Genomic DNA, 19,122 nt, shown 5'->3' on the forward strand with positions numbered 1-19,122 from the left:
GTCGTCAGGCCGACGGGCGCGAGCGCCCGCCGTCCCATGTCGCTGGTGCTGTCACTTCGATGCTGTCACTTGGTGGTGCCGGCCTCGCCCTCGTCACGACGCTGCTGCTCCCGGTACTCCCGCTGCGCGGTGTCCAGGCTCGACAGGTCGTCGGGGACGTCGATGTGACCGTCGCCGGAGGTGATCGTACCGGTCGCGGAGGAGTCGCTTGTGACGTCGGTCTCGTCGGCCTCGGCCACGGGCTCCTCGACCGGCGCGTCCACGCGCTTGGCGATGGCCGCGCGCAGCCAGCGGGTCTGCGCGCCGCCGGGGCCGGTCTCGATGGTGACGGTGTCGGTCGCCTCGTCGATCTCCACGACCGTGCCGAACAGGCCCGAACCGGTCATGACCTCCTGACCCGGCTCGAGCTGCGACCGGAACTCGGCCTGCTGCTTCTGCTGCTTGCGCGTCCGCTGGCTCATGAAGAACATGAGGCCGGCGAGGACCACGAAGAGGATGATGAGTTCCACGGAGCGTCCTTGTCTGTCGCTGCCCGACGGTCGTCGACCGACTGCCGGGCGTCGGGGGCGCACCGGTCGGCACGCCGGCGCAGAGTCCTGCGCACACGGCCCCCAACGAGCACGGCACCCGTCGAGTTCCGGCCCTGGGCCGTCGGCGGCCGGGGGCGCTCCCAGTCTACTGGGGCGGCCCGGCGTCCCTGTCGGACCCGTCGAACAGGGTTCCCCCGAGCGGCGCGCCCCACGCGCCGGGCGGCGGCTCGAGCCCGAGGTGCTCCCAGGCGGCCTGCGTGGCGACCCGGCCGCGCGGCGTGCGGCCCAGGAGCCCTTCGCGGACGAGGTACGGCTCGGCCACCGTCTCCACGGTGTCCGGCTCCTCACCCACGGTCATCGCGAGCGTGCCCAGGCCCACGGGACCGCCGGCGAACCGGCGGCAGACGGCGTCGAGCACGGCACGGTCCAGCCGATCGAGGCCGATCGGGTCGACCTCGTAGACCTCCAGCGCCGCCCGGGCCGCCCGGAGGTCGAGGCTGCCGTCCCCGCGCACCTGGGCCCAGTCGCGCACGCGGCGCAGCAGGCGGTTGGCGATGCGGGGGGTGCCGCGCGACCGGCCCGCGATCTCGTGCGCTGCGGCGTGCTGGATGTCGACGCCGAGCAGGCCGGCGGACCGGGTGATGACGCGCTCCAGCTCGGCGGCGTCGTAGAAGTCGAGGTGCCCGGTGAACCCGAAGCGGTCGCGCAGCGGGGCGGGCAGCAGGCCCGACCTCGTCGTCGCGCCGACGACGGTGAACGGCGGCAGCGCCAGCGGGATCGCGCTCGCGCCCGCCCCCTTGCCGACGACGACGTCGACGCGGAAGTCCTCCATCGCGACGTACAGGAGCTCCTCGGCGGGGCGCGCGAGGCGGTGGATCTCGTCGATGAACAGGACCTCGCCCTCCTCCAGCGAGGAAAGGACGGCGGCGAGGTCGCCCGCGTGCTGGATGGCCGGCCCGCTCGTGACCCGCAGCGAGGTGCCGAGCTCGGCGGCGATGATCATCGCCAGCGTGGTCTTGCCGAGCCCGGGAGGTCCGGACAGGAGCACGTGATCGGGCGACGCGTCGCGGGCGAGCGCGGCCTGCAGGACGAGGGAGAGCTGGTCGCGCACCACGCGCTGGCCCACGAACTCGTCGAGCTTCTTGGGCCGCAGCGCCGCCTCGGCCGCGCGCTCGACGTCGTCGGCCGAGGAGGTGACGAGCCGCTCCCCGCCGTACTCCGGGTCCGCCTCAGCCACGGCGGCCGCCCAGGGAGCGCAGCGCCGCGCGCAGCGTGGCCGCGACGTCGATCGGGCTGTCGGCCGGGCGGTCGTCGCTCGCGTCCGCGAGGACCCGGTCGACGGTGTCCTGGGCGACCTTGGCGGCCCAGCCCAGGCCCACGAGCGCCTCGACCACCTGGTCGCGCGCCGGGTCTCCCGCGGCCACGGGCGGCGCGTCGGGCACGACGGCGCCGGCGGCGGCGGACGTCGGGGCGCCCAGCTTGCCGGACAGCTCGAGCACCATGCGCTGGGCGCTCTTGGGGCCGACACCGGGGATGCGGCGCAGCGCCGCGAGGTCCTCGGACGCGACGGCGCGGCGCAGGGCGTCGGGGGTCAGCACGGCGAGCATGGCGAGAGCGATCCGGGGCCCGACGCCGGACACGGACTGGGCGGTCTCGAAGACCTCCCGTTCGTCCGCCTCCGCGAAGCCGAACACCGTCATCGAGTCCTCACGGACGACCAGCGTGGTGTGCAGCTGGGCCCGCTCCCCCACCCGCAGGCCGGCGAGGGTGCCCGGGGTGGCGTGCACGAGGTACCCGACCCCGCCGACGTCGAGCACGGCCCGCTCCAGCGTCACGTGCGTGACCGTGCCGGTCAGGGAGGCGATCACCGTGGTCCTTCCGTCGAAGAGGCCGTCGAGATGTCCGTCGACACGGCCGTCGAACACCCGTACGAGGCGTCACTGTAACAACCGGTGCCGACGCCGGGGCGGGCGACACTCGACGAGCCGCACGACGAGCCGCGCGACGGCGACCGGGCGGCCCGGGTCCCGCTCAGCGCCGGGCTCGGGAGGGGGCGCCGCGGTGCGAGCCGGTGCGCGCGGTGCGCTCGGCCGCCGCCCAGGCGCGCTGGGCCGGGGTGAGCTCGTTCCGCTCGCCGCCCTGGAGCGCTCCGGACGGCCGCCACAGGTGCGTGACGGCGAGGGCGAGCGCGTCGGCGGCGTCGGCCGGCCGCGGCAGCTCGTCGAGCCCGAGGATGCGCGCGATCATGCGCTGCACCTGCTCCTTGTCGGCGCGGCCGGACCCGGTGACGGCGGCCTTCACCTCGCTCGGCGTGTGCATCGCGACCGGGACGCCGCGCCGGGCGGCCGCGACCATCGCGAGGCCGGCGACCTGCGCGGTGCCCATCACGGTGCCGCGGTTGTTCTGGGCGAAGACGCGCTCCACGGCGACGACGTCGGGCACCGTGCGCTCGAGCCACTCCTCGAGCCCCTCGGCGACGCGCAGCAGCCGGAGGTCGACGCTCAGCTCGGGCTCGCTGCGCACGACCCCGACGTCGACCATCCGGGCCTTGCGGCCCGGCAACGAGTCGACGACGCCGACCCCGCACCGGGTCAGACCCGGGTCCACCCCCAGCACGCGCACGTCGTCACCCTCTCACGCGGGCGGCCGCGGACGGCCGACCCGCGCCGGGAGCCGTCACTCCTCGTCGAGGGCCGCCATGACCTCGTCGGAGGCGTCGAAGTTCGCGTAGACGTTCTGCACGTCGTCGCTGTCCTCGAGCGCGTCGATGAGGCGCATGATCTTGCGCGCGCCCTCCACGTCGACCTCGACCTCCATGGAGGGGTGCCAGATGGAGTCGGCCGAGTCGTACTCGATGCCGGCCTCCTGGATCGCCGTGCGCACGGCGACGAGGTCGGTGGCCTCCGAGAGGACCTCGATGACGTCGCCCTCGTCGCTGACCTCCTCGGCGCCCGCGTCGAGCGCGGCGAGCATCACGTCGTCCTCCGTGACGCCCTCCGCCTTCGGCACCACGACGAGGCCCTTGCGGGAGAACAGGTAGGACACGGAGCCCGGGTCGGCCAGGTTGCCGCCGTTGCGGGAGAACGCGAGGCGCACCTCGGAGGCGGCACGGTTCTTGTTGTCCGTGAGGCACTCGACGAGGACGGCGATGCCGTTCGCGCCGTAACCCTCGTACATGATCGTCTGGTAGTCGACGGCGTCGGCGCCCTCGCCGGAGCCGCGCTTGAGCGCGCGGTCGATGTTGTCGTTGGGGACCGACGACTTCTTCGCCTTCTGGATGGCGTCGAACAGCGTGGGGTTGCCGGCCGGGTCGCCGCCGCCCGTGCGCGCGGCGACCTCGATGTTCTTGATCAGCTTCGCGAAAAGCTTGCCGCGCTTGGCGTCGATCGCCGCCTTCTTGTGCTTGGTCGTGGCCCACTTGGAGTGACCTGACATGCGCTCCCTAACTCCTTCGCGATGCTTGGACGAGCCGGACGAACAACCCGTGCACGCGCGCGTCCCCCGTGATCTCCGGGTGGAACGCGGTGGCGAGCAGCCGTCCCTGACGTGCTGCGACGATCTTACCGGCGGCGGGCCCCACCGTGGAGCCGTCCGCCCAGCGGTCCGGCATGCGGGCGAGCACCTCGACGTCCGGCCCGGCCTCCTCGACCCACGGAGCGCGGATGAAGGCGGTGCGCACCGGGCGCCCGCCCGGCGCGTCCGAGACGCCCGCGACCTGCAGGTCCGCCTCGAACGAGTCCACCTGGCGGCCGAACGCGTTGCGCCGCACGACGACGTCCATCCCGCCCAGCGTGCGCTGGTCGGCGGTGCCGCCCTCGATGCGGTCCGCGAGCAGGATCATCCCCGCGCACGAGCCGAACACGGGCAACCCCTCGCCGATCAGCCGCCGCAGCGGGTCGGCGAGCTCGAACAGCCGCAGCAGCTTGTCGATCGTCGTCGACTCGCCGCCCGGCAGGACGAGCCCCTCGACCGCGTCCAGCTCGGACGGGCGGCGCACGCTCACGGCGCGCGCCCCCGCCTGCTCCAGCGCGGCCGCGTGCTCGCGGACGTCGCCCTGCAGGGCGAGGACTCCGATCGTCGTGGTCACCGGGGCAGTGTAGGGGCCCCGGGCCCGCCCGACCGGCGGCCGCTCAGGTGCACGTGCCGATCAGGCCCAGGGCTATGTTGTAGGTGCGAGTGTTCGACGGCACCGACGTCCACACGACGTTGCCCGTGAAGACCCGCTCGGCGCGCACGCGCGCCGAGGCGTTCGTCGCGACCCCCGTCACCTGATAGTTGGTGGTACCGGCCGGCACCTGCACGGTGGTGGGCGTGGCGGCGGGTCCGAAGGTGAACTGGTACCGGGTCGCGTTGGCGACCGCCGTCCAGTTGAAGGTCACGGAGACCAGACCGAGCGCGCCGCACGAGAGGGTGGGGGCGGGAACGGTCGCCGCGCTCACGGCGCCGCTCACGACCGTGCCCGTGTCGGTCCACGCCGTGCCCCCGAGCGAGGCCGCGAGCGCGACGGACACCCCGCCTGCCTGCCCCTGCACCGTCGACGGCGCCGACGCGGAGAGCGTGACTGCCACGCACAGCGCGGCCGTCCCACCCGCGGGGATGGTCGCGGAGGTGCCGTTGCCCGCGCCGCACCCCGTCCCGGTGTCGGCGGCGCCGAACGACGCGCCGGTGGTGAACGACGTGCCCAGGGTCCCGGTCCGCGTCGGCGTGGCGGTCACCGTCGTCGGCCGCGAGCCGCCGTTGCGCACCGTGACGATCTCGGACGCGCCGGAGCCCGGCACCGCGCCGGGGAGGGTGAGAGCGGGCAGGCTGACCGTGCCCCCGCGACCCACGAGGCCGTTGCCGAGGTTCGCGACCTGCACGTCCACCGTGCCCGCAGAGATCTGGGTCGTCGGAGCCGCGGCGGTGCCCGACCCACGCCACCAGGCCCAGGCGATCCCGCCCCCGGCGAGCACGCACACCATCGCCGCGACCACCAGGACCGCGACGCGGCGCACGGTCGCCCCGGCCCGCGTCGGCTCAGGCACGGTGGTCGCTCCCTCGCGGGCGGGCACGATTCAGCAGCACGCCGGCCACGACGGCACCCGCGGCCGCGAGCAGCACCGGCAGCGGCTGCCCACCGGTCCGTGCGAGCGCGCCCGGGCCGTCGGGGACGTCGTCGGCCTGTCGGCGCCCGCCGTCCTGCTCGCCTCCGCTGTCCGGCGGCCCGTCGCCCGCCAACGTCACGAGCACGTCCACGGGGACGGTCTCGCCCTGCGTCTCGTTCCCCGCCGCGCGGTCGAGCGACGCCTCCACCGTGACGGGCAGCACCTCCGACTCGGCGAGCAGCACCGGGGCGGACCCCGCGCCGTCGGACCACCGGCCCCCCTCCGGGCGCACCCGGACCTGCACCGCCTCTGCGAGGGCGGAGGCTCCGTGGCCGGTCACCCCGTCCCCGACCGAGACGGCGACGCGGCTGCCGGCCGGGCCGGGCCCGTCGTTGCGCACGAGCAGCACGGCCCGGCGCGTCTCGCCCGGCGTCCAGGGCGCGGAGCCGAAGAGCGCCGCCTCGAGGTCGGTCGTCCAGCGGCGGCCGTCCACACTCAGCGCCACGCCTCCGTGCTCGGGGCCGCCGTACGCTCCCGCCGCCGGCGCCGGCGCCAGCAGCACCCCGGCGACGAGCGCGGCCCCGCACGTCGCGACACGGCGCCCTTCGCCCCTCATCGGCCGTCGACCTTCCGCGCACCGCCCGCGGCCGGCGGCGCCGCCGGCCACCAGGTCGCGAGCCCGTCGGGCGGAACGCTCGGCCCGGTGCCCGACGCCGGAGCGGGGGCCGACGGGGGCTCCCCCGCGCCGGACGACCGGCGCCCCCGCCGCTCCCGGACCTCGCCCGCGACGAGCCACGACGCGTACCCCAGGAGGAGGACCGCGAACCCGGTCGTGAGGAACCGGCGCTGCTCGGGCGTCCCGAAACCCATGAGGCGGCCCAGCTGCGGGACGGCGTACCAGAGCGTGCCGCGCACCTGCACGGCCTGCACGGGCTCCGGGTCGGCGACCGCGTTCGCGTCACCCCGGGTCAGCAGCGTCCGCTCCCCGTCGACGGTGGCGCCGAGGCCGACCACCCGGTGCGTCACGACCGTGGGGTCCCCGGAGCGCAGCTGGTACGTGACCACCTGTCCGGTCGTGATCTCGTCCACGTCGACCGGGCGCACCACCACGAGCGTGCCGACGTCGAGCGCGGGGCGCATCGACCCGGTCGCCACGCCGTACGGAGTGGCGCCGGCCAGGCGCGGAACCAGGACGACGAGGAGCAGGGCCCCGCCCGCGACCAGCAGGACGACGCACGCGAGGACGCGCCCCGCCGCGCGTCCCACGACACGGCCCGGGCCCGGCGGTGCCGCAGCCACGGCGCGCTCAGGGAGCGGGGACGACGTGCGCCTGCGTGACCTGGACCGTGACGTCCTCGAGCGCGGCGGTCAGCGCCTGCGTGTCGTTCCCCGCGGCCGTGTCGAACGCCGCCTCGAGGTTGACGACGAGCGAGTCGGTCTCGCCGACCGGGACCGGCTCGGTCAGCGGGAGCTCCAGCGTCTCGCCGCCCAGGGTCGCCGAGGTGAGGCTGAGGTCGAGCGCGCCCGTGAGCGCGTTCTCCGCCGCCCAGGTCGGCGACGAGACGGTGATCTCGCCCAGCGCCAGATGGTCACCGGTGCCCCCCACCGCCAGCGTGCAGGTGGTGGTGACCGTGTCGCCCGGCACGATGCCCGCCGCGACCGAGCCGCCGCCGTCGAGGGTCCAGTCACCGCACGCCCCGTCCGACATCGTGAGCGTGCCGGCGGTGACGTCCGACCCGGTGGCCGTGCCCTGTGCCGTCCAGTAGGCGATCGTCTGGGCGCCGCCGACGAGCAGGACGGCGGCCCCTCCTACGGCGATCGCAGCCTTCGTCAGTCGGTTCATGTCGACATCCCCCTGCCGCTCTGTCCGCACCCCTGCGTGCGGCCCGATGAGACGACGGTAGCCAACTGATGCCCGGGGCGCGCGTCGGCGGCCCGGGACGCCTGGAGGGTCAGGGCGTGCGGGTACCCAGCTCCTCGGGGTCGGACGGCTCGTCGTCGTGCTGGACGCCGAGGTGGCGGACGGTGCCGTCCCACCCCCGGGCCAGGTCCTCCACGACGTCCGGCAGGCTGGTCGGGAAGACCTCGCGCGTCTCGGCGCGCAGCTCGGCCGTGGTCAGCCAGCGCATCTCGTCGAGCACGTCGCGCTCCTCCGCCGTCCACCCGTCGTCGGTGGGCCGGTGGCCGCCGTCCACGCGCGCCAGGAAGAAGACCTCCTGCTGGCGGCACGTCTCCGCGAAGAAGTGGAAGTACGCGTCCCGGGTCAGCACGGGGCCCACCAGGTCGCCCGGCGCGAGCTCGAGCCCGGCCTCCTCGCGCAGCTCGCGCAGGGCCGCGTCGACCTCGCTCTCGCCGGCGTCGATGCCGCCGCCGACGGTGAACCACCACGAGCGTTCCGGCTGGTCGGCGTCGTGACCGCGCACCAGCAGCACCCGGTCCGCGTCGTCGAGCACGATGACGCGCGCCGCGCGCCGCTGGCGCAGCCCGTCCGGCCCTACCGCCCAGTCGTCGCCGAGCGCCGGCGTCACCGGTCCCGCCCCGTGAGGCGCGCCGACTCCGGCTCGGCCTCGACGTCGCGGTTCACGGCCGACGGGGAACGTGCATCCATGGCGCTCATGGTAGCCAGGGGCGAGACCTCGACGACCCGGTCCCCGCGCCCTGGACGGTCACCGCCACGGACGGGACCGGGCCGGCGCTCACCGGCGGGGCTTCACCCGCTTCGTCGGGAGGGCGGACAGCGGATTCTCCGGCCACGGGTGGCGGGGATAGCGGCCCCGCAGGTCGGCCCGGACCCCGGGATAGCCCTGTCTCCAGAAGGACGCGAGATCGCTCGTGATCGCGACCGGTCGTCCGGCGGGCGACAGCAGGTGCAGGACGACGGGGACGCGGCCGTCCGCGACGGCCGGGGCCGCGGTCCAGCCGAAGACCTCCTGCAGCTTCACCGCGAGGACCGGCGGCTCGGCACCGTCGTACGCGAGCCGGACCGCGGAGCCCGACGGGACCTGGAGCCGTTCCGGCGCCAGCTCGTCGAACCGGGCTGCCGCGGGCCACGGCAGGAGCCGACGGAGCGCCGAGGCCACGTCGATGCGGGCGAGGTCGCGCGCGACCCGCACCGAGGCGAGCTCCGTACCCAGCCACGCGTCGAGATCGGCGAGCAGCGCCTCGTCGTCGACCGCGGGCCACGGGGCTCCGAGGTGGGCGTGGCAGAACGCGAGCCGCTGCCGCAGGGTGAGCGCGGTCTCCGACCAGCGCAGGACGGACAGACCGCTGCCCCGTATGCCCTCGCGCACCGCCGCCTGGACGAGCATCCGGTCGGGGTCGGTCAACGGGACGTCGCCCAGCACGATCGCGCCGAGCGCCTCGACCCGCCGCGTCACGATCCGGCCGTCGTCCCAGCGGATCCGGTCCTCGGTCGAGACGAGATCGCCCGCGACGTCCCGCGCGGTCTGCTCGTCGATCGGCGCCGCGGACCTGATCCGGGCGTCGGCGCGACCGGGTGCCCGGTCGGCGACCGCGATCGCCAGCCAGGCGGTGCCTCGCAACGGCGACCGCGGATCCAGCGCAGCACCCGTGCCGCCGGACATCTGGTACGTCGTCGAGTCGGCCCCCCGGGCCCGCGCGATCCGCTCCGGGTACGCCAGCCCCGCCACGATGCCCACCGCGAGATCGTCCGGCACCCCGGGCGTCCCCCGACCGGCCCGCCCGTCCGACGGGTGGCCCGACGGCGCGCCGCGGCCGAGGCGCGCCGACTCCTCCCGCCAGCGGGCGGTCGCCCCCCGGTCGTCACCGCGGCGGAGTGCCCGCAGGCGTGCCGGCAGGTCGTCGCCGAAGGCGCGGCCCGAGTCGTCCGAGAGCATCGCGACGATCTCGCGCGCCCGGTCGTCGCCGACCCGCGGGGCCCCGTCCAGCAACGCACGAGCGAGGCGAGGATGCGCCCCGATCGCCCGCATCCGCCGGCCCCGCTCGGTGATCCTGCCGTCGTCGTCCACGGCGTCGACGCGGCGCAGCAGCGCGGTGGCCGCCGTCATCGCGGGCGCGGGCGGCGCCTCGAGCAGCGTCAGGCCGGCCCCCGCAGGCGCGCCCCACGCCGCGAGGTCGAGGGCGAACGCCGCCAGGTCGGCGACCGCGATCTCCGGCGCCGCATGATCGTCGAGACGCGCGTGGTCGGTGGCGGACCAGCACCGGTAGACCCGGCCCGGCGCCTCCCGCCCGGCGCGACCCGCCCGCTGGTCGGCCGACGACCTCGAGACCCGGCAGGTGACCAACGTCCCGAGACCGCGGGACTGGTCGGTCCGCGGCTCCCGGGCGAGACCCGCGTCCACCACGACCCTGACCCCGGGCACCGTCAGCGAGCTCTCCGCCACCGACGTCGTCACCACGATCCGACGCGCGGCGGAGGGCACCAGCGCTCGCTCCTGCTCGGCCCGGGACTGGCGACCGAACAGCGGCAGGACATGGAGGTCGGCCAACCGGCGGGCCATCCCGTCGATCTCGGCCTCGCCCGGGACGAACACGAGGACGTCGCCGCCGTTCTCGGTCAGGGCGCGCCGGACGACGGTCCCGACGTGGTCCAGCAGGCGAGGGTCGACCCGACCGCCGGGAAGCAGCGGCGTGGGCAACGGCGGGGGCGCCCACTCGGTCGCCACGTCGAACAGCGCGGCGGTCGCCGTGATCACGGGTGCGGGAGCGCCCGCGCCGAGCGCGCGGCTCAGCCCGACCGTGTCCGCCGTGGCCGAGGTCGCGACGACGGCCAGGTCGTCCCGAAGGTTCGCCCGGACGTCGACGAGGAGCGCGAGCAGGAGGTCGGCGTCCAGGTGCCGCTCGTGGCACTCGTCGATCACGATCGCCGTGACACCCGCCAGCTCCGGGTCCTGCTGCAGCCGACGCACGAGGAGCCCCGTCGTCACCACCTCGACGCGGAGGTCCTTCCCGCCGCTGCGCTCACCGCGCATCGCGTAGCCGATCCGCCGTCCGAGCGGCTCGCCGACCAGCGCCGCCAGCCGGGTCGCCGCCGCACGGGTGGCCATCCGGCGCGGCTCGGCGACGATGATCCTGCCGCCGAGCGCGTCGGCCAGGGCCAGGGGCAGCAACGAGGTCTTCCCCGACCCGGGCGGCGCGACCAGCACCGCAGCGCCGCTCGACCGCACCGCGTCGACCGTGGCGGGCAGGACCGCCCGGACGGGCAGGTCCGCACCCGGCACCGAAGGTTCAGGGAGCAGCACGCCCCGACACTAGTCGAGCGCGACCAGGGGCCCCGCGGACGCGATGTCGGCGGGACCCCCGGTCGCGGTCGGAGCCGGTGCTACCAGCCGCGCTCGGCCAGGCGCACCGGCGCCGGCTCGGCCTCGACGTTGATGCCGACCATGGCCTCGCCCAGCCCGCGGGAGACCTTGGCGACGACGTCCGGGTCGTCGTGGAAGGTGGTCGCCTGGACGATCGCCTTCGCGCGCGCGACCGGGTCGCCCGACTTGAAGATGCCGGAGCCGACGAACACGCCCTCGGCGCCGAGCTGCATCATCATCGCGGCGTCCGCCGGGGTGGCGATGCCGCCCGCGGTGAACAGCACGACCGGCAGCTTGCCGGCCCGCGCCACCTCGGCGACGAGCTCGTAGGGGGCCTGCAGCTCCTTGGCGGCGACGAACAGCTCGTCCTCGGGCAGCGAGGTCAGCCGACGGATCTGCGCACGGATCTGGCGCATGTGCGTGGTCGCGTTGGAGACGTCGCCCGTGCCGGCCTCGCCCTTGGAGCGGATCATCGCCGCGCCCTCGGTGATGCGGCGCAGCGCCTCGCCGAGGTTGGTGGCGCCGCACACGAACGGCACCGTGAACTGCCACTTGTCGATGTGGTTGGCGTAGTCGGCGGGGGTGAGCACCTCCGACTCGTCGATGTAGTCGACGCCCAGGGACTGCAGCACCTGCGCCTCGACGAAGTGCCCGATGCGCGCCTTCGCCATCACGGGGATCGAGACGGCATCGATGATGCCGTCGATCATGTCGGGGTCGCTCATGCGGGCGACGCCGCCCTGCGAACGGATGTCGGCGGGCACCCGCTCCAGGGCCATGACGGCGACGGCGCCGGCGTCCTCGGCGATCTTCGCCTGCTCGGGCGTGACGACGTCCATGATGACGCCGCCCTTGAGCATCTCGGCCATGCCGCGCTTGACGCGGGCGGTGCCCACCTCGCCCGCGGGGATCCGGCCGTCGCTGCCGCTGGTCTCGCTCAACGCAACCTCGCTCGTGTCGCAGTGGGACGCGTGACCGCTGTCACGCACCCTCCATCCTAGTTCCGCGTGTCAGGCCCCGGAGAGCCCCTCCGGCATCTGGTCGTCCAGCTCGACCATGTGCGGCAGCGCCGCGTGCCCCGAGAGGCGCAGCAGACGCACGTACCAGCTGCGTCGCGCCCGTCGCGCCTGCGCGACGGCCTCGTTGTGGAACCGGCGGGCCAGCTGGGCGCGGTACCAGGCCGCCGAGAGCTGTCCGACGAGCTCGTCGCCACCGGGCTCCCGGCGCAGCTCCGCCAGCGCCTCGTCGTCGCCGAGCGCGGAGCGCAGCGTCGCGGACAGCTCGCTCTCGGCGCGCTCCCGACCGGGCCCGAACCCCTCGAGCGCGAGCTCGGCGCCCGCCGCCGGCGCGGGCCCGGTGTCGTCCTCCAGGGCGGCGAACGCCGCGTCCGCGACGAGCACGGCCCCCGCCGGGTCGAGCAGCCCCGAGGAGGCCAGGTCGACGGCCGCGCCCGCGCGGCGCGCGAGCTGGGCCTGCAGGGCGATGCGCGACGCGACCACCTTGCGGTGGAGCCGGTCGAGGCGCGACGCCGAGATCCAGGCGAGCCAGACCGCGACGGCCGCGACGACGAGGACGACGAGCGCGAGCTCGGACCAGGTCATGCGCCCTCACCTCCCCCGGCACGCCGCGTGCGCAGCCAGCCGACGGCGCTCTCCGTCCGCGACGGGGCCACCGGGGAGCCCAGCGCCTCCCCGGCGGCGAGCGCCATCTCGTAGACCGCGAGCACCTGCGCGGTCACCGCGGACCAGTCGAACCGGCGCACGAACGCCGTGGCGCGCTCGCGCCGTTCGCCGGTGCCCACCGGGTCCGCCAGGGCCGCGAGGATCGCGCGCGCCAGGTCGTCGGGCTCTCCGGTGCGGAACAGACGCCCCGCGGCGCCGTCGTCGAGCACCCGGCGGAACGCCCCGAGGTCGCTGGCCACGACGCCCGCGCCGGCGCTCATGGCCTCGACCAGGACGATGCCGAAGCTCTCGCCGCCCGTCTGCGGCGCCACGTACAGGTCCGCCGACGCGAGCAGCGACGCCTTGTCCTCGTCGCTCACGCCGCCGAGGAACTCGAACGACCCGGCGTGCGGGCCGAGGGCCTCGAGGGCCGCGTCGCGACCGTCGTCGCCCTTGCCGGCCACGAGGAAGCGCGCCCCCGGAACCTGCTCGAGCACCCGCGGCGCGGCCGCGACGAGCACCTGGAGGCCCTTGCGCGGCTCGTCGAGCCGGCCGAGGAAGGCGACGGTCGGTGCCTCGGGGGTGCCGCGCCACCGGTCGGACGGCGCGGCGGCAGCGAACGTGTCCACGTAGACGCCGTTGGGGATGACGACGGCGTCGCCGCCCACGTGGTCGACGAGGGTGCGGCGCGCGTCCTCGGAGACCGCGATCCGCGCCGCGATCTTCTCCAGCGACTGACGCAGCAGCGGGTAGGCGACCTGCAGCGCCCGCGACCTCGTCTGGGACGTGTGGAAGGTGGCCACCACGGGCCCCTCGGCGGACCACAGGGCGAGCATGGACAGGCTGGGCACCATCGGCTCGTGCACGTGCACGACGTCGAAGCGCCCCGCCTCCAGCCAGCGCCGCACCCGCGCCGCGGTGCGGGGGCCGAAGGTCAGGCGCGCCACCGAGCCGTTGTAGCGCACCGGCACCGCACGGCCCGCGGACGTGACGACGTCGGGCACCGGGGTGTCGTCGTCGGCCGGCGCGAGCACGGAGACGTGGTGCCCGGCGTCCTGCAGCGCACCGGCGAGGTCGCGCACGTGGAACTGCACGCCGCCCGGCGCGTCGAACGAGTACGGGCACACGATCCCGACGCGCAGCGGGCGCGACGGCGTCGTGGCGGCGAGGTCGGCGGGCGCGCTCATGCCTCGCCCGCCTCGGCCCTGGTCCGGGCGTACCGCTCGGCGTCGAGGTCGTCGACGAAGACGCGCTGGAGCATGTGCCAGTCCTGCGTGGACTCCTGCAGGGTGACGGCGACCGCGTCCACCCACCCCTGCGTCATGCGCGCCACCCGGTCCTTGCGGTGCAGCCCGGAGTCGTCGGGCACCGGGACGGGCGGGTAGAACCGGATCACGACGCCCCAGGCCGTGCCGGCGGCGCGCCGGCGCTCTCCCGTGAGCCGCTCGTAGGTGATCCCCACCGGGACGAGCGGGACCTTGGCCGCGAGCGCCAGGGCGGCCGGCCCGGCGGCGACGCGGGCGCGGTGCCCGCAGAGGTCCACCTCGACGCCGGACGCCGTGAGGTCGCGGTCGGCGAGCAGCGGGACGATGCAGCCGCCCCGCACCGCGCCCCGCACGAGGTTGCGGAAGACGTCGTGGTCGCCGAGCGGCAGCACCTCGATGCCGATCGATCGCCGGAACTCGACGAACTCGACGAAGAGCTCCTCCGGCTTGAGTCGCTCCGCGACCGTGAGGACGGGCGCGATGTGCGGGGTCGCGTACGCGCCCGCGAGGTCCCAGTTGCCCAGGTGGGCGAGCGCGAGCGAGACCCCCCGCCCGTCGGCGACCGGGCCCGCGACGTGCTCGAGCCCGTCGACGCGCACCCGCGCCGCGACCTGCTCGGCCGTCGCGCCCTGCAGGGTGAACGCCTCGCGGAAGTACCGCATGTACGACCGCATGCCCGCGCGCGTCAGCCGGCGCAGCTCGGGGCCGCCCAGGTCGGGCCGCACCCGCGCGTAGTTCGCCTCGAGCCGCCGCACCCCCTCGGTGCGCCGCAGCCAGGTGACGTCGGCGACGGCGGTGAACGCCGCGCGCAGCACCGGCTCCGGGATCTTCGGCGCGTGGCGCCACGCGAACGTGTACAGGCGGGCGACGTCGATCCGCATCAGGCCTCCGGGTCGGGGGTGGCTTCGGTGTGCGCGCTGCGCGACAGCTGGTGACGTACGGTCGCGACGCGCTGCACCACCGTGACGAGGCTCGCGACAGCGAGCAGCGTGAGCATGACCTCGGCCACGACGACCGGCACCCCTACCTGGGTGAGCACGACCGCCAGGAGAGCGACCAGCAGCCGGTCGCTGCGCTCGGCGATGCCGACCGCCGCGGTGGCGCCGACGCTCTCCGCGCGCGCCCGCGCGTAGGGGACGACGGCGCCCAGCACGAGGCAGGCCAGCGACGCCGCCACCCCCCACGTGGCGTACGGGAGGTCGGGGTGCAGCACGAACCACAGGGTGATGCCCGCGAACACCGCGCCGTCCGACACCCGGTCGAGCGTCGAGTCGAGGAACGCCCCCCAGGGCCCCGAACGCCCCGACAGGCGCGCCATGACGCCGTCGAGCGAGTCGGTGAGGACGAACAGGCCGATGAGGAGCCCGCCGAGCAGCACGTGGCCGGTGGGCAGCAGCGTGAGCGCGAGGACGGACACCACCACCGTCCCGGCGATCGTCACCGCGTCCGGCGACACGCCCCAGCCCAGGAGCAGCCGCGCGAGCGGGGTGAACAGGCGCTGCATGGCCGCGCGGAGCCCGCCGAGCATCAGCGACCTCCCTCGGGCGCGGCGCCGCGGCCCGCCGGCCACGCCGCGGCGAGCCGGGCGCGCGTGTCCGCCAGCAGCTCCGGGAGGGCCTTGGTCTGCCCGACGACGGGCAGGAAGTTCGCGTCGCCGAGCCAGCGCGGCACGACGTGCTGGTGGAGGTGCGCCGCGATGCCGGCGCCGGCGACCTCACCCTGGTTCATGCCGATGTTGAAGCCGGCCGGCCCGTAGACCGCGGTGAGGGTGCGGATCGCCGTCTGGGTCATCGTGGCCAGCTCGACGGTCTCCGACCCCGTGAGGTCGACGTAGCCCGACACGTGCCGGTACGGCAGCACCATGAGGTGCCCGGAGTTGTACGGGTACAGGTTGAGCACCGCGTAGCACTCCGCCCCGCGGGGATGCGGCAGAACGGGCACTGCGCCACCGTCCCGTCGGCGGGCTTGTCCTGCCCGCCGATGTAGACCATGCGGTGCGGGGTCCACAGCCGCTGCAGCCCGTCCTCGGGCGGCCCGAAACCGCCCGCCGGGACCGTCGTCGCGCCGGGTTCCTCGTCGTGCTCCTGATGGTGGCCGCTCATGCGCGCCCCGCTCAGACCTGGGCGCGGTCGCGCACCGCCGCGACGATGCGCTCGATCGCGTCGGCGACGGGCACCCCGTTCTCCTGGGTGCCGTCGCGGAACCGGAACGACACGGCCCCGGCCTCGACGTCCTCGCCGCCGGCGATGAGCACGAACGGCACCTTCTCCTTGGACGCGTTGCGGATCTTCTTGCCGAAGCGGTCGTCCGACAGGTCGACCTCGGCGCGGATGCCGCGGGCCGTGAGCTGGGCGACGACGTCCTTGAGGTAGTCGTCGAACGCTTCGGCGACGGGCACGGCGAGCACCTGGACGGGCGCGAGCCAGGCCGGGAAGAGCCCCGCGTAGTGCTCGATGAGCACGCCCATGAACCGCTCGATCGAGCCGAACTTGGCGGAGTGGATCATCACCGGCTGCTGCTTGGTGCCGTCCGCCGCGGTGTACTCCAGACCGAAGCCCTTGGGCTGGTTGAAGTCGTACTGCACGGTGCCCATCTGCCACGTGCGACCGATCGCGTCCTTGGCCTGGACGGAGATCTTGGGGCCGTAGAAGGCGGCACCGCCCGGGTCGGCGACCAGCTCGAGGCCGGAGGCGACCGCGACCTCCTGAAGCACCGCCGTGGCCTTGGCCCAGTCGTCGTCGGAGCCGACGAACTTGTCCTTCTTCTTGTCGTCGCGCGTCGACAGCTCCAGGTAGAAGTCGTCGAGGCCGAAGTCGCGCAGCACCGACAGCATGAAGTCCAGCAGGTGCTTGACCTCGGCGGGCGCCTGCTCCGGGGTGACGTAGGAGTGCGAGTCGTCCTGGGTCAGCCCGCGCACGCGCGTGAGGCCCTGCACCACGCCCGACTTCTCGTACCGGTACACCGACCCGAACTCGAAGAGCCGGATCGGCAGCTCGCGGTAGGAGCGCCCACGGCTCGAGAAGATGAGGTTGTGCATCGGGCAGTTCATCGCCTTGAGGCGGTAGCGCCCGTGGTCGCCGACGTCCTCGAGGTCGAGCGGCGGGAACATCGTGTCGCCGTAGTACGGCAGGTGGCCCGACGTGTAGAACAGCTCTTCCTTGGTGATGTGCGGCGTGCCGACGTACGAGAAGCCCTCCTCGATGTGGCGCTGGCGGACGTAGTCCTCCATGACCCGCTTGATCACGCCGCCCTTGGGGTGGAAGAGCGGCAGGCCCGACCCGACCTCGTCGTGGAACGAGAACAGGTCCATCTCGGACCCGATGCGGCGGTGGTCGCGACGCTCGGCCTCGGCCAGGCGCTCGAGGTACGCCTTGAGCTCGTCCTTGCTGGGCCAGGCGGTGCCGTAGACGCGCTGCAGCATCGGGTTCTTCTCGCTGCCGCGCCAGTACGCGGCGGCGTTGCGCATGAGCTGCACGCCGTTGCCGATGAGCCTCGTGCTCGGCAGGTGCGGCCCGCGGCACAGGTCCTTCCAGACCACGGTCTCGCTCTCGCGGCCGGCGCCGCGGACGTTGTCGTAGATCGTCAGCTCGCCGCCGCCGACCTCGACCGAGGACCCGTCCTCGTCCGAGGAGCCGCCCTTGAGGCCGATGAGCTCCAGCTTGTAGGGCTCGTCGGCCAGCTCGGCGCGCGCCTCGTCCTCCGTGACGACGCGACGGCGGAAGGTCTGGCCCTCCTTGATGATGCGCGCCATCGCCTTGTCGAGGGCCTTGAGGTCCTCGGGGGTGAACGGTGTCGCGACGTCGAAGTCGTAGTAGAAGCCGTCGGTGACCGGCGGGCCGATGCCGAGCTTCGCGTCCGGGTTCACCTGCTGCACCGCCTGGGCCAGCACGTGCGCGGCGCTGTGGCGCAGCACGGCGAGGCCGTCGGGCGAGCCGATCGTCACGGGCTCGACGACCGTGCCGGCCGCCAGGTCGCGCGAGAGGTCGAGCAGCTCGCCGCCGACGCGCATCACGACGACGTCCTTACGGTCCGCGAACAGCTCCGTGCCCGTCGTCGGCGTCTGCACCGTCACCGTGTCCTGGGTGGCGTCGTCGGGGTTCGGTGGCATCGGCGAGGCGACGTCGGACACGTGCTGCTCCTTGCGGGTCGTGGGCGCTGCGGACGGGCACGGCAGCGCCTGGGCGGGACCGGCCGGGGCTGGGCGCCGGGCACGGTCGTGGGGCGCCACCTTCGGTGACGCCCCACGATCGTACTCATCCGCGGGGCCCGGGCCCGCGCCACGCGCCGTCGGGCGGGCGCGGGCCGACCTGGTCAGGCGCCCTGGCCGCCGCCGGGCCGGGCGGCCGGGCCGTCGTCGGGCCGGGCGGCCGGGCCGTCGTCGTTGCGCTTCTTGGCCTCCGCCGCCGCCTTGTCGACGTAGCCGTCGACGTTGTCCGGCGTCCGCTTCTTCACCTCGGCCGCCGCCTTGTCGATGTTCTCGTCGGTGGCGAGGTCCTTGATCTTCTCCTTGGCCTTGTCGAACAGGCCGCCCAGGCCCGAGCTCTCGCTCATGCTGCTTCCCCTTCGGTGCCGGCCGGCCCGGTGCCGTCCGGCCGCCGTCCAGACCACCACGCCCGCCGCGCACCCGCGACCGGGGCGGGCCGCGAGCACGCGGGCCGTCGCCCCGGGACGCTTTGTGAAGGACTTCACAAGAATCGTCCGTGCAGGTCAGGACCTGTGGTCATACCATAGAGGCAGCGCCAGACCCGGCGCAGTCCAGACCGGCCGCGGACCACGCGACCCGGCACCCGGAGGGGACCATGACCACCACCCGCACCACCCAGCGACCGGTTCGCATCGTCGGCCTCGTCGCGCTGATCGCCGGCATCCTGATGATCGGTGCCGGCGCCGCCACGTGGGCCACCGTGAGCACGCAGCTCGCCGCCCAGGACATCACCGTCTCGGAGGACGCCGCGTTCCTCGGCGGAGCCACGGTCGACGGCCCGCTCACGGCGTACGCCCAGGCGCAGGTCATCGACAAGCACGCGCTCGAGGCCACCGGCGGCCAGACCTACGCCCAGCTCGAGCAGGACGACCCGCTGCGCGCCACCGCGATGAACGCCTCGTTCCTGCGGGCCTCGCTGTTCACGTCGGTCGTCGCCTACGGCGTGAGCGCCCTGGTGATGGGCCTCGGCGTCCTCTTCGGGCTGCTCGGCTGGTCGGTGCGCCGCCTCGCCGCCGAGCCCGCCGTCGCCACCGCGACCGTGCCCGCCGCCACGGCCACCCCGGCCCGCGGCCGGCTCAACCCGGCGGTCTGACAC

The 19,122-nt window shown here is 74.8% G+C and carries 20 protein-coding genes and 1 pseudogene; 1 reads left to right on the forward strand and 20 read right to left on the reverse strand.

Going from position 1 to position 19,122, the window contains the following annotated elements; genetic code table 11:
- Positions 1-65 precede the first annotated feature (65 nt).
- The 20 genes and pseudogenes from yajC to ACQP6G_RS07485 form a co-directional block, all read right to left on the reverse strand.
- Positions 66-509, reverse strand: a complete 444-nt coding sequence (yajC, locus tag ACQP6G_RS07390; RefSeq protein WP_429763628.1) for a preprotein translocase subunit YajC — start codon at positions 507-509, stop codon at positions 66-68.
- Positions 510-675: 166 nt separating this feature from the next.
- Positions 676-1,767: a Holliday junction branch migration DNA helicase RuvB gene (gene ruvB, locus ACQP6G_RS07395; RefSeq protein WP_429763629.1), complete on the reverse strand. Its 1,092-nt coding sequence runs from the start codon at positions 1,765-1,767 to the stop codon at positions 676-678.
- Positions 1,760-2,398 (reverse strand): Holliday junction branch migration protein RuvA, encoded by a 639-nt coding sequence (ruvA, locus tag ACQP6G_RS07400; RefSeq protein WP_429763630.1) that lies wholly within the window; start codon positions 2,396-2,398, stop codon positions 1,760-1,762. The genes ruvB and ruvA overlap by 8 nt, the downstream gene beginning before the upstream one ends.
- A 163-nt stretch (positions 2,399-2,561) precedes the next feature.
- Positions 2,562-3,152, reverse strand: a complete 591-nt coding sequence (ruvC, locus tag ACQP6G_RS07405) for a crossover junction endodeoxyribonuclease RuvC (RefSeq protein ID WP_429763631.1) — start codon at positions 3,150-3,152, stop codon at positions 2,562-2,564.
- 54 nt (positions 3,153-3,206) lie between these two features.
- A complete protein-coding gene (locus ACQP6G_RS07410) occupies positions 3,207-3,965 on the reverse strand; it encodes a YebC/PmpR family DNA-binding transcriptional regulator (RefSeq protein ID WP_429763632.1) in 759 nt (252 codons plus the stop codon).
- Between the two features lie 7 nt (positions 3,966-3,972).
- A complete protein-coding gene (gene pdxT, locus ACQP6G_RS07415) occupies positions 3,973-4,617 on the reverse strand; it encodes a pyridoxal 5'-phosphate synthase glutaminase subunit PdxT (protein ID WP_429763633.1) in 645 nt (214 codons plus the stop codon).
- Positions 4,618-4,660: 43 nt separating this feature from the next.
- The gene (locus tag ACQP6G_RS07420) at positions 4,661-5,554 is read right to left on the reverse strand and encodes a hypothetical protein (RefSeq protein ID WP_429763634.1); all 894 of its coding nucleotides are present in this window, start codon (positions 5,552-5,554) and stop codon (positions 4,661-4,663) included.
- Positions 5,547-6,230 (reverse strand): hypothetical protein, encoded by a 684-nt coding sequence (locus ACQP6G_RS07425; protein WP_429763635.1) that lies wholly within the window; start codon positions 6,228-6,230, stop codon positions 5,547-5,549. The genes ACQP6G_RS07420 and ACQP6G_RS07425 overlap by 8 nt, the downstream gene beginning before the upstream one ends.
- Entirely contained in the window at positions 6,227-6,913 is a 687-nt protein-coding gene (locus ACQP6G_RS07430; RefSeq protein ID WP_429763636.1) for a signal peptidase I, read from the reverse strand. Before ACQP6G_RS07430 ends, ACQP6G_RS07425 begins: the two co-directional genes overlap by 4 nt.
- A gap of 7 nt (positions 6,914-6,920) precedes the next feature.
- Positions 6,921-7,457, reverse strand: coding sequence for an alternate-type signal peptide domain-containing protein (locus tag ACQP6G_RS07435; RefSeq protein ID WP_429763637.1), 537 nt, complete (start codon positions 7,455-7,457; stop codon positions 6,921-6,923).
- A gap of 109 nt (positions 7,458-7,566) precedes the next feature.
- Complete coding sequence (locus tag ACQP6G_RS07440) at positions 7,567-8,142, reverse strand: NUDIX hydrolase (protein WP_429763638.1); 576 nt, start codon at positions 8,140-8,142, stop codon at positions 7,567-7,569.
- A gap of 168 nt (positions 8,143-8,310) precedes the next feature.
- A complete protein-coding gene (hrpB, locus tag ACQP6G_RS07445) occupies positions 8,311-10,836 on the reverse strand; it encodes an ATP-dependent helicase HrpB (RefSeq protein WP_429763639.1) in 2,526 nt (841 codons plus the stop codon).
- An 80-nt stretch (positions 10,837-10,916) separates the two neighbouring features.
- Positions 10,917-11,837: a pyridoxal 5'-phosphate synthase lyase subunit PdxS gene (gene pdxS, locus ACQP6G_RS07450; RefSeq protein WP_429763640.1), complete on the reverse strand. Its 921-nt coding sequence runs from the start codon at positions 11,835-11,837 to the stop codon at positions 10,917-10,919.
- Between the two features lie 69 nt (positions 11,838-11,906).
- Positions 11,907-12,497, reverse strand: coding sequence for a hypothetical protein (locus ACQP6G_RS07455; RefSeq protein WP_429763641.1), 591 nt, complete (start codon positions 12,495-12,497; stop codon positions 11,907-11,909).
- Positions 12,494-13,699: a glycosyltransferase family 4 protein gene (locus ACQP6G_RS07460; protein WP_429763796.1), complete on the reverse strand. Its 1,206-nt coding sequence runs from the start codon at positions 13,697-13,699 to the stop codon at positions 12,494-12,496. The genes ACQP6G_RS07455 and ACQP6G_RS07460 overlap by 4 nt, the downstream gene beginning before the upstream one ends.
- A 41-nt stretch (positions 13,700-13,740) precedes the next feature.
- Entirely contained in the window at positions 13,741-14,703 is a 963-nt protein-coding gene (locus tag ACQP6G_RS07465; RefSeq protein WP_429763642.1) for a phosphatidylinositol mannoside acyltransferase, read from the reverse strand.
- Positions 14,703-15,350 (reverse strand): phosphatidylinositol phosphate synthase, encoded by a 648-nt coding sequence (gene pgsA, locus ACQP6G_RS07470; protein WP_429763643.1) that lies wholly within the window; start codon positions 15,348-15,350, stop codon positions 14,703-14,705. The genes ACQP6G_RS07465 and pgsA overlap by 1 nt, the downstream gene beginning before the upstream one ends.
- Positions 15,350-15,924 (reverse strand): annotated as a pseudogene (locus tag ACQP6G_RS07475) (HIT family protein). The gene pgsA and the pseudogene ACQP6G_RS07475 overlap by 1 nt, the downstream one beginning before the upstream one ends.
- Positions 15,925-15,935: 11 nt before the next feature.
- On the reverse strand, positions 15,936-17,930 hold the full coding sequence (gene thrS, locus ACQP6G_RS07480; protein WP_429763797.1) for a threonine--tRNA ligase: 1,995 nt from the start codon (positions 17,928-17,930) through the stop codon (positions 15,936-15,938).
- A 203-nt stretch (positions 17,931-18,133) separates the two neighbouring features.
- Positions 18,134-18,373: a hypothetical protein gene (locus ACQP6G_RS07485; protein WP_429763644.1), complete on the reverse strand. Its 240-nt coding sequence runs from the start codon at positions 18,371-18,373 to the stop codon at positions 18,134-18,136.
- A 248-nt stretch (positions 18,374-18,621) separates the two neighbouring features.
- On the opposite strand from ACQP6G_RS07485, the gene ACQP6G_RS07490 reads away from it, so the two are divergent.
- Positions 18,622-19,119, forward strand: coding sequence for an aromatic ring-opening dioxygenase LigA (locus ACQP6G_RS07490; RefSeq protein WP_429763645.1), 498 nt, complete (start codon positions 18,622-18,624; stop codon positions 19,117-19,119).
- The last annotated feature ends 3 nt before the right edge of the window (positions 19,120-19,122 follow it).

Source organism: Isoptericola nanjingensis, assembly GCF_050311635.1.
In the GTDB taxonomy this organism is placed as follows: Bacteria; Actinomycetota; Actinomycetes; order Actinomycetales; family Cellulomonadaceae; genus Isoptericola; species Isoptericola nanjingensis.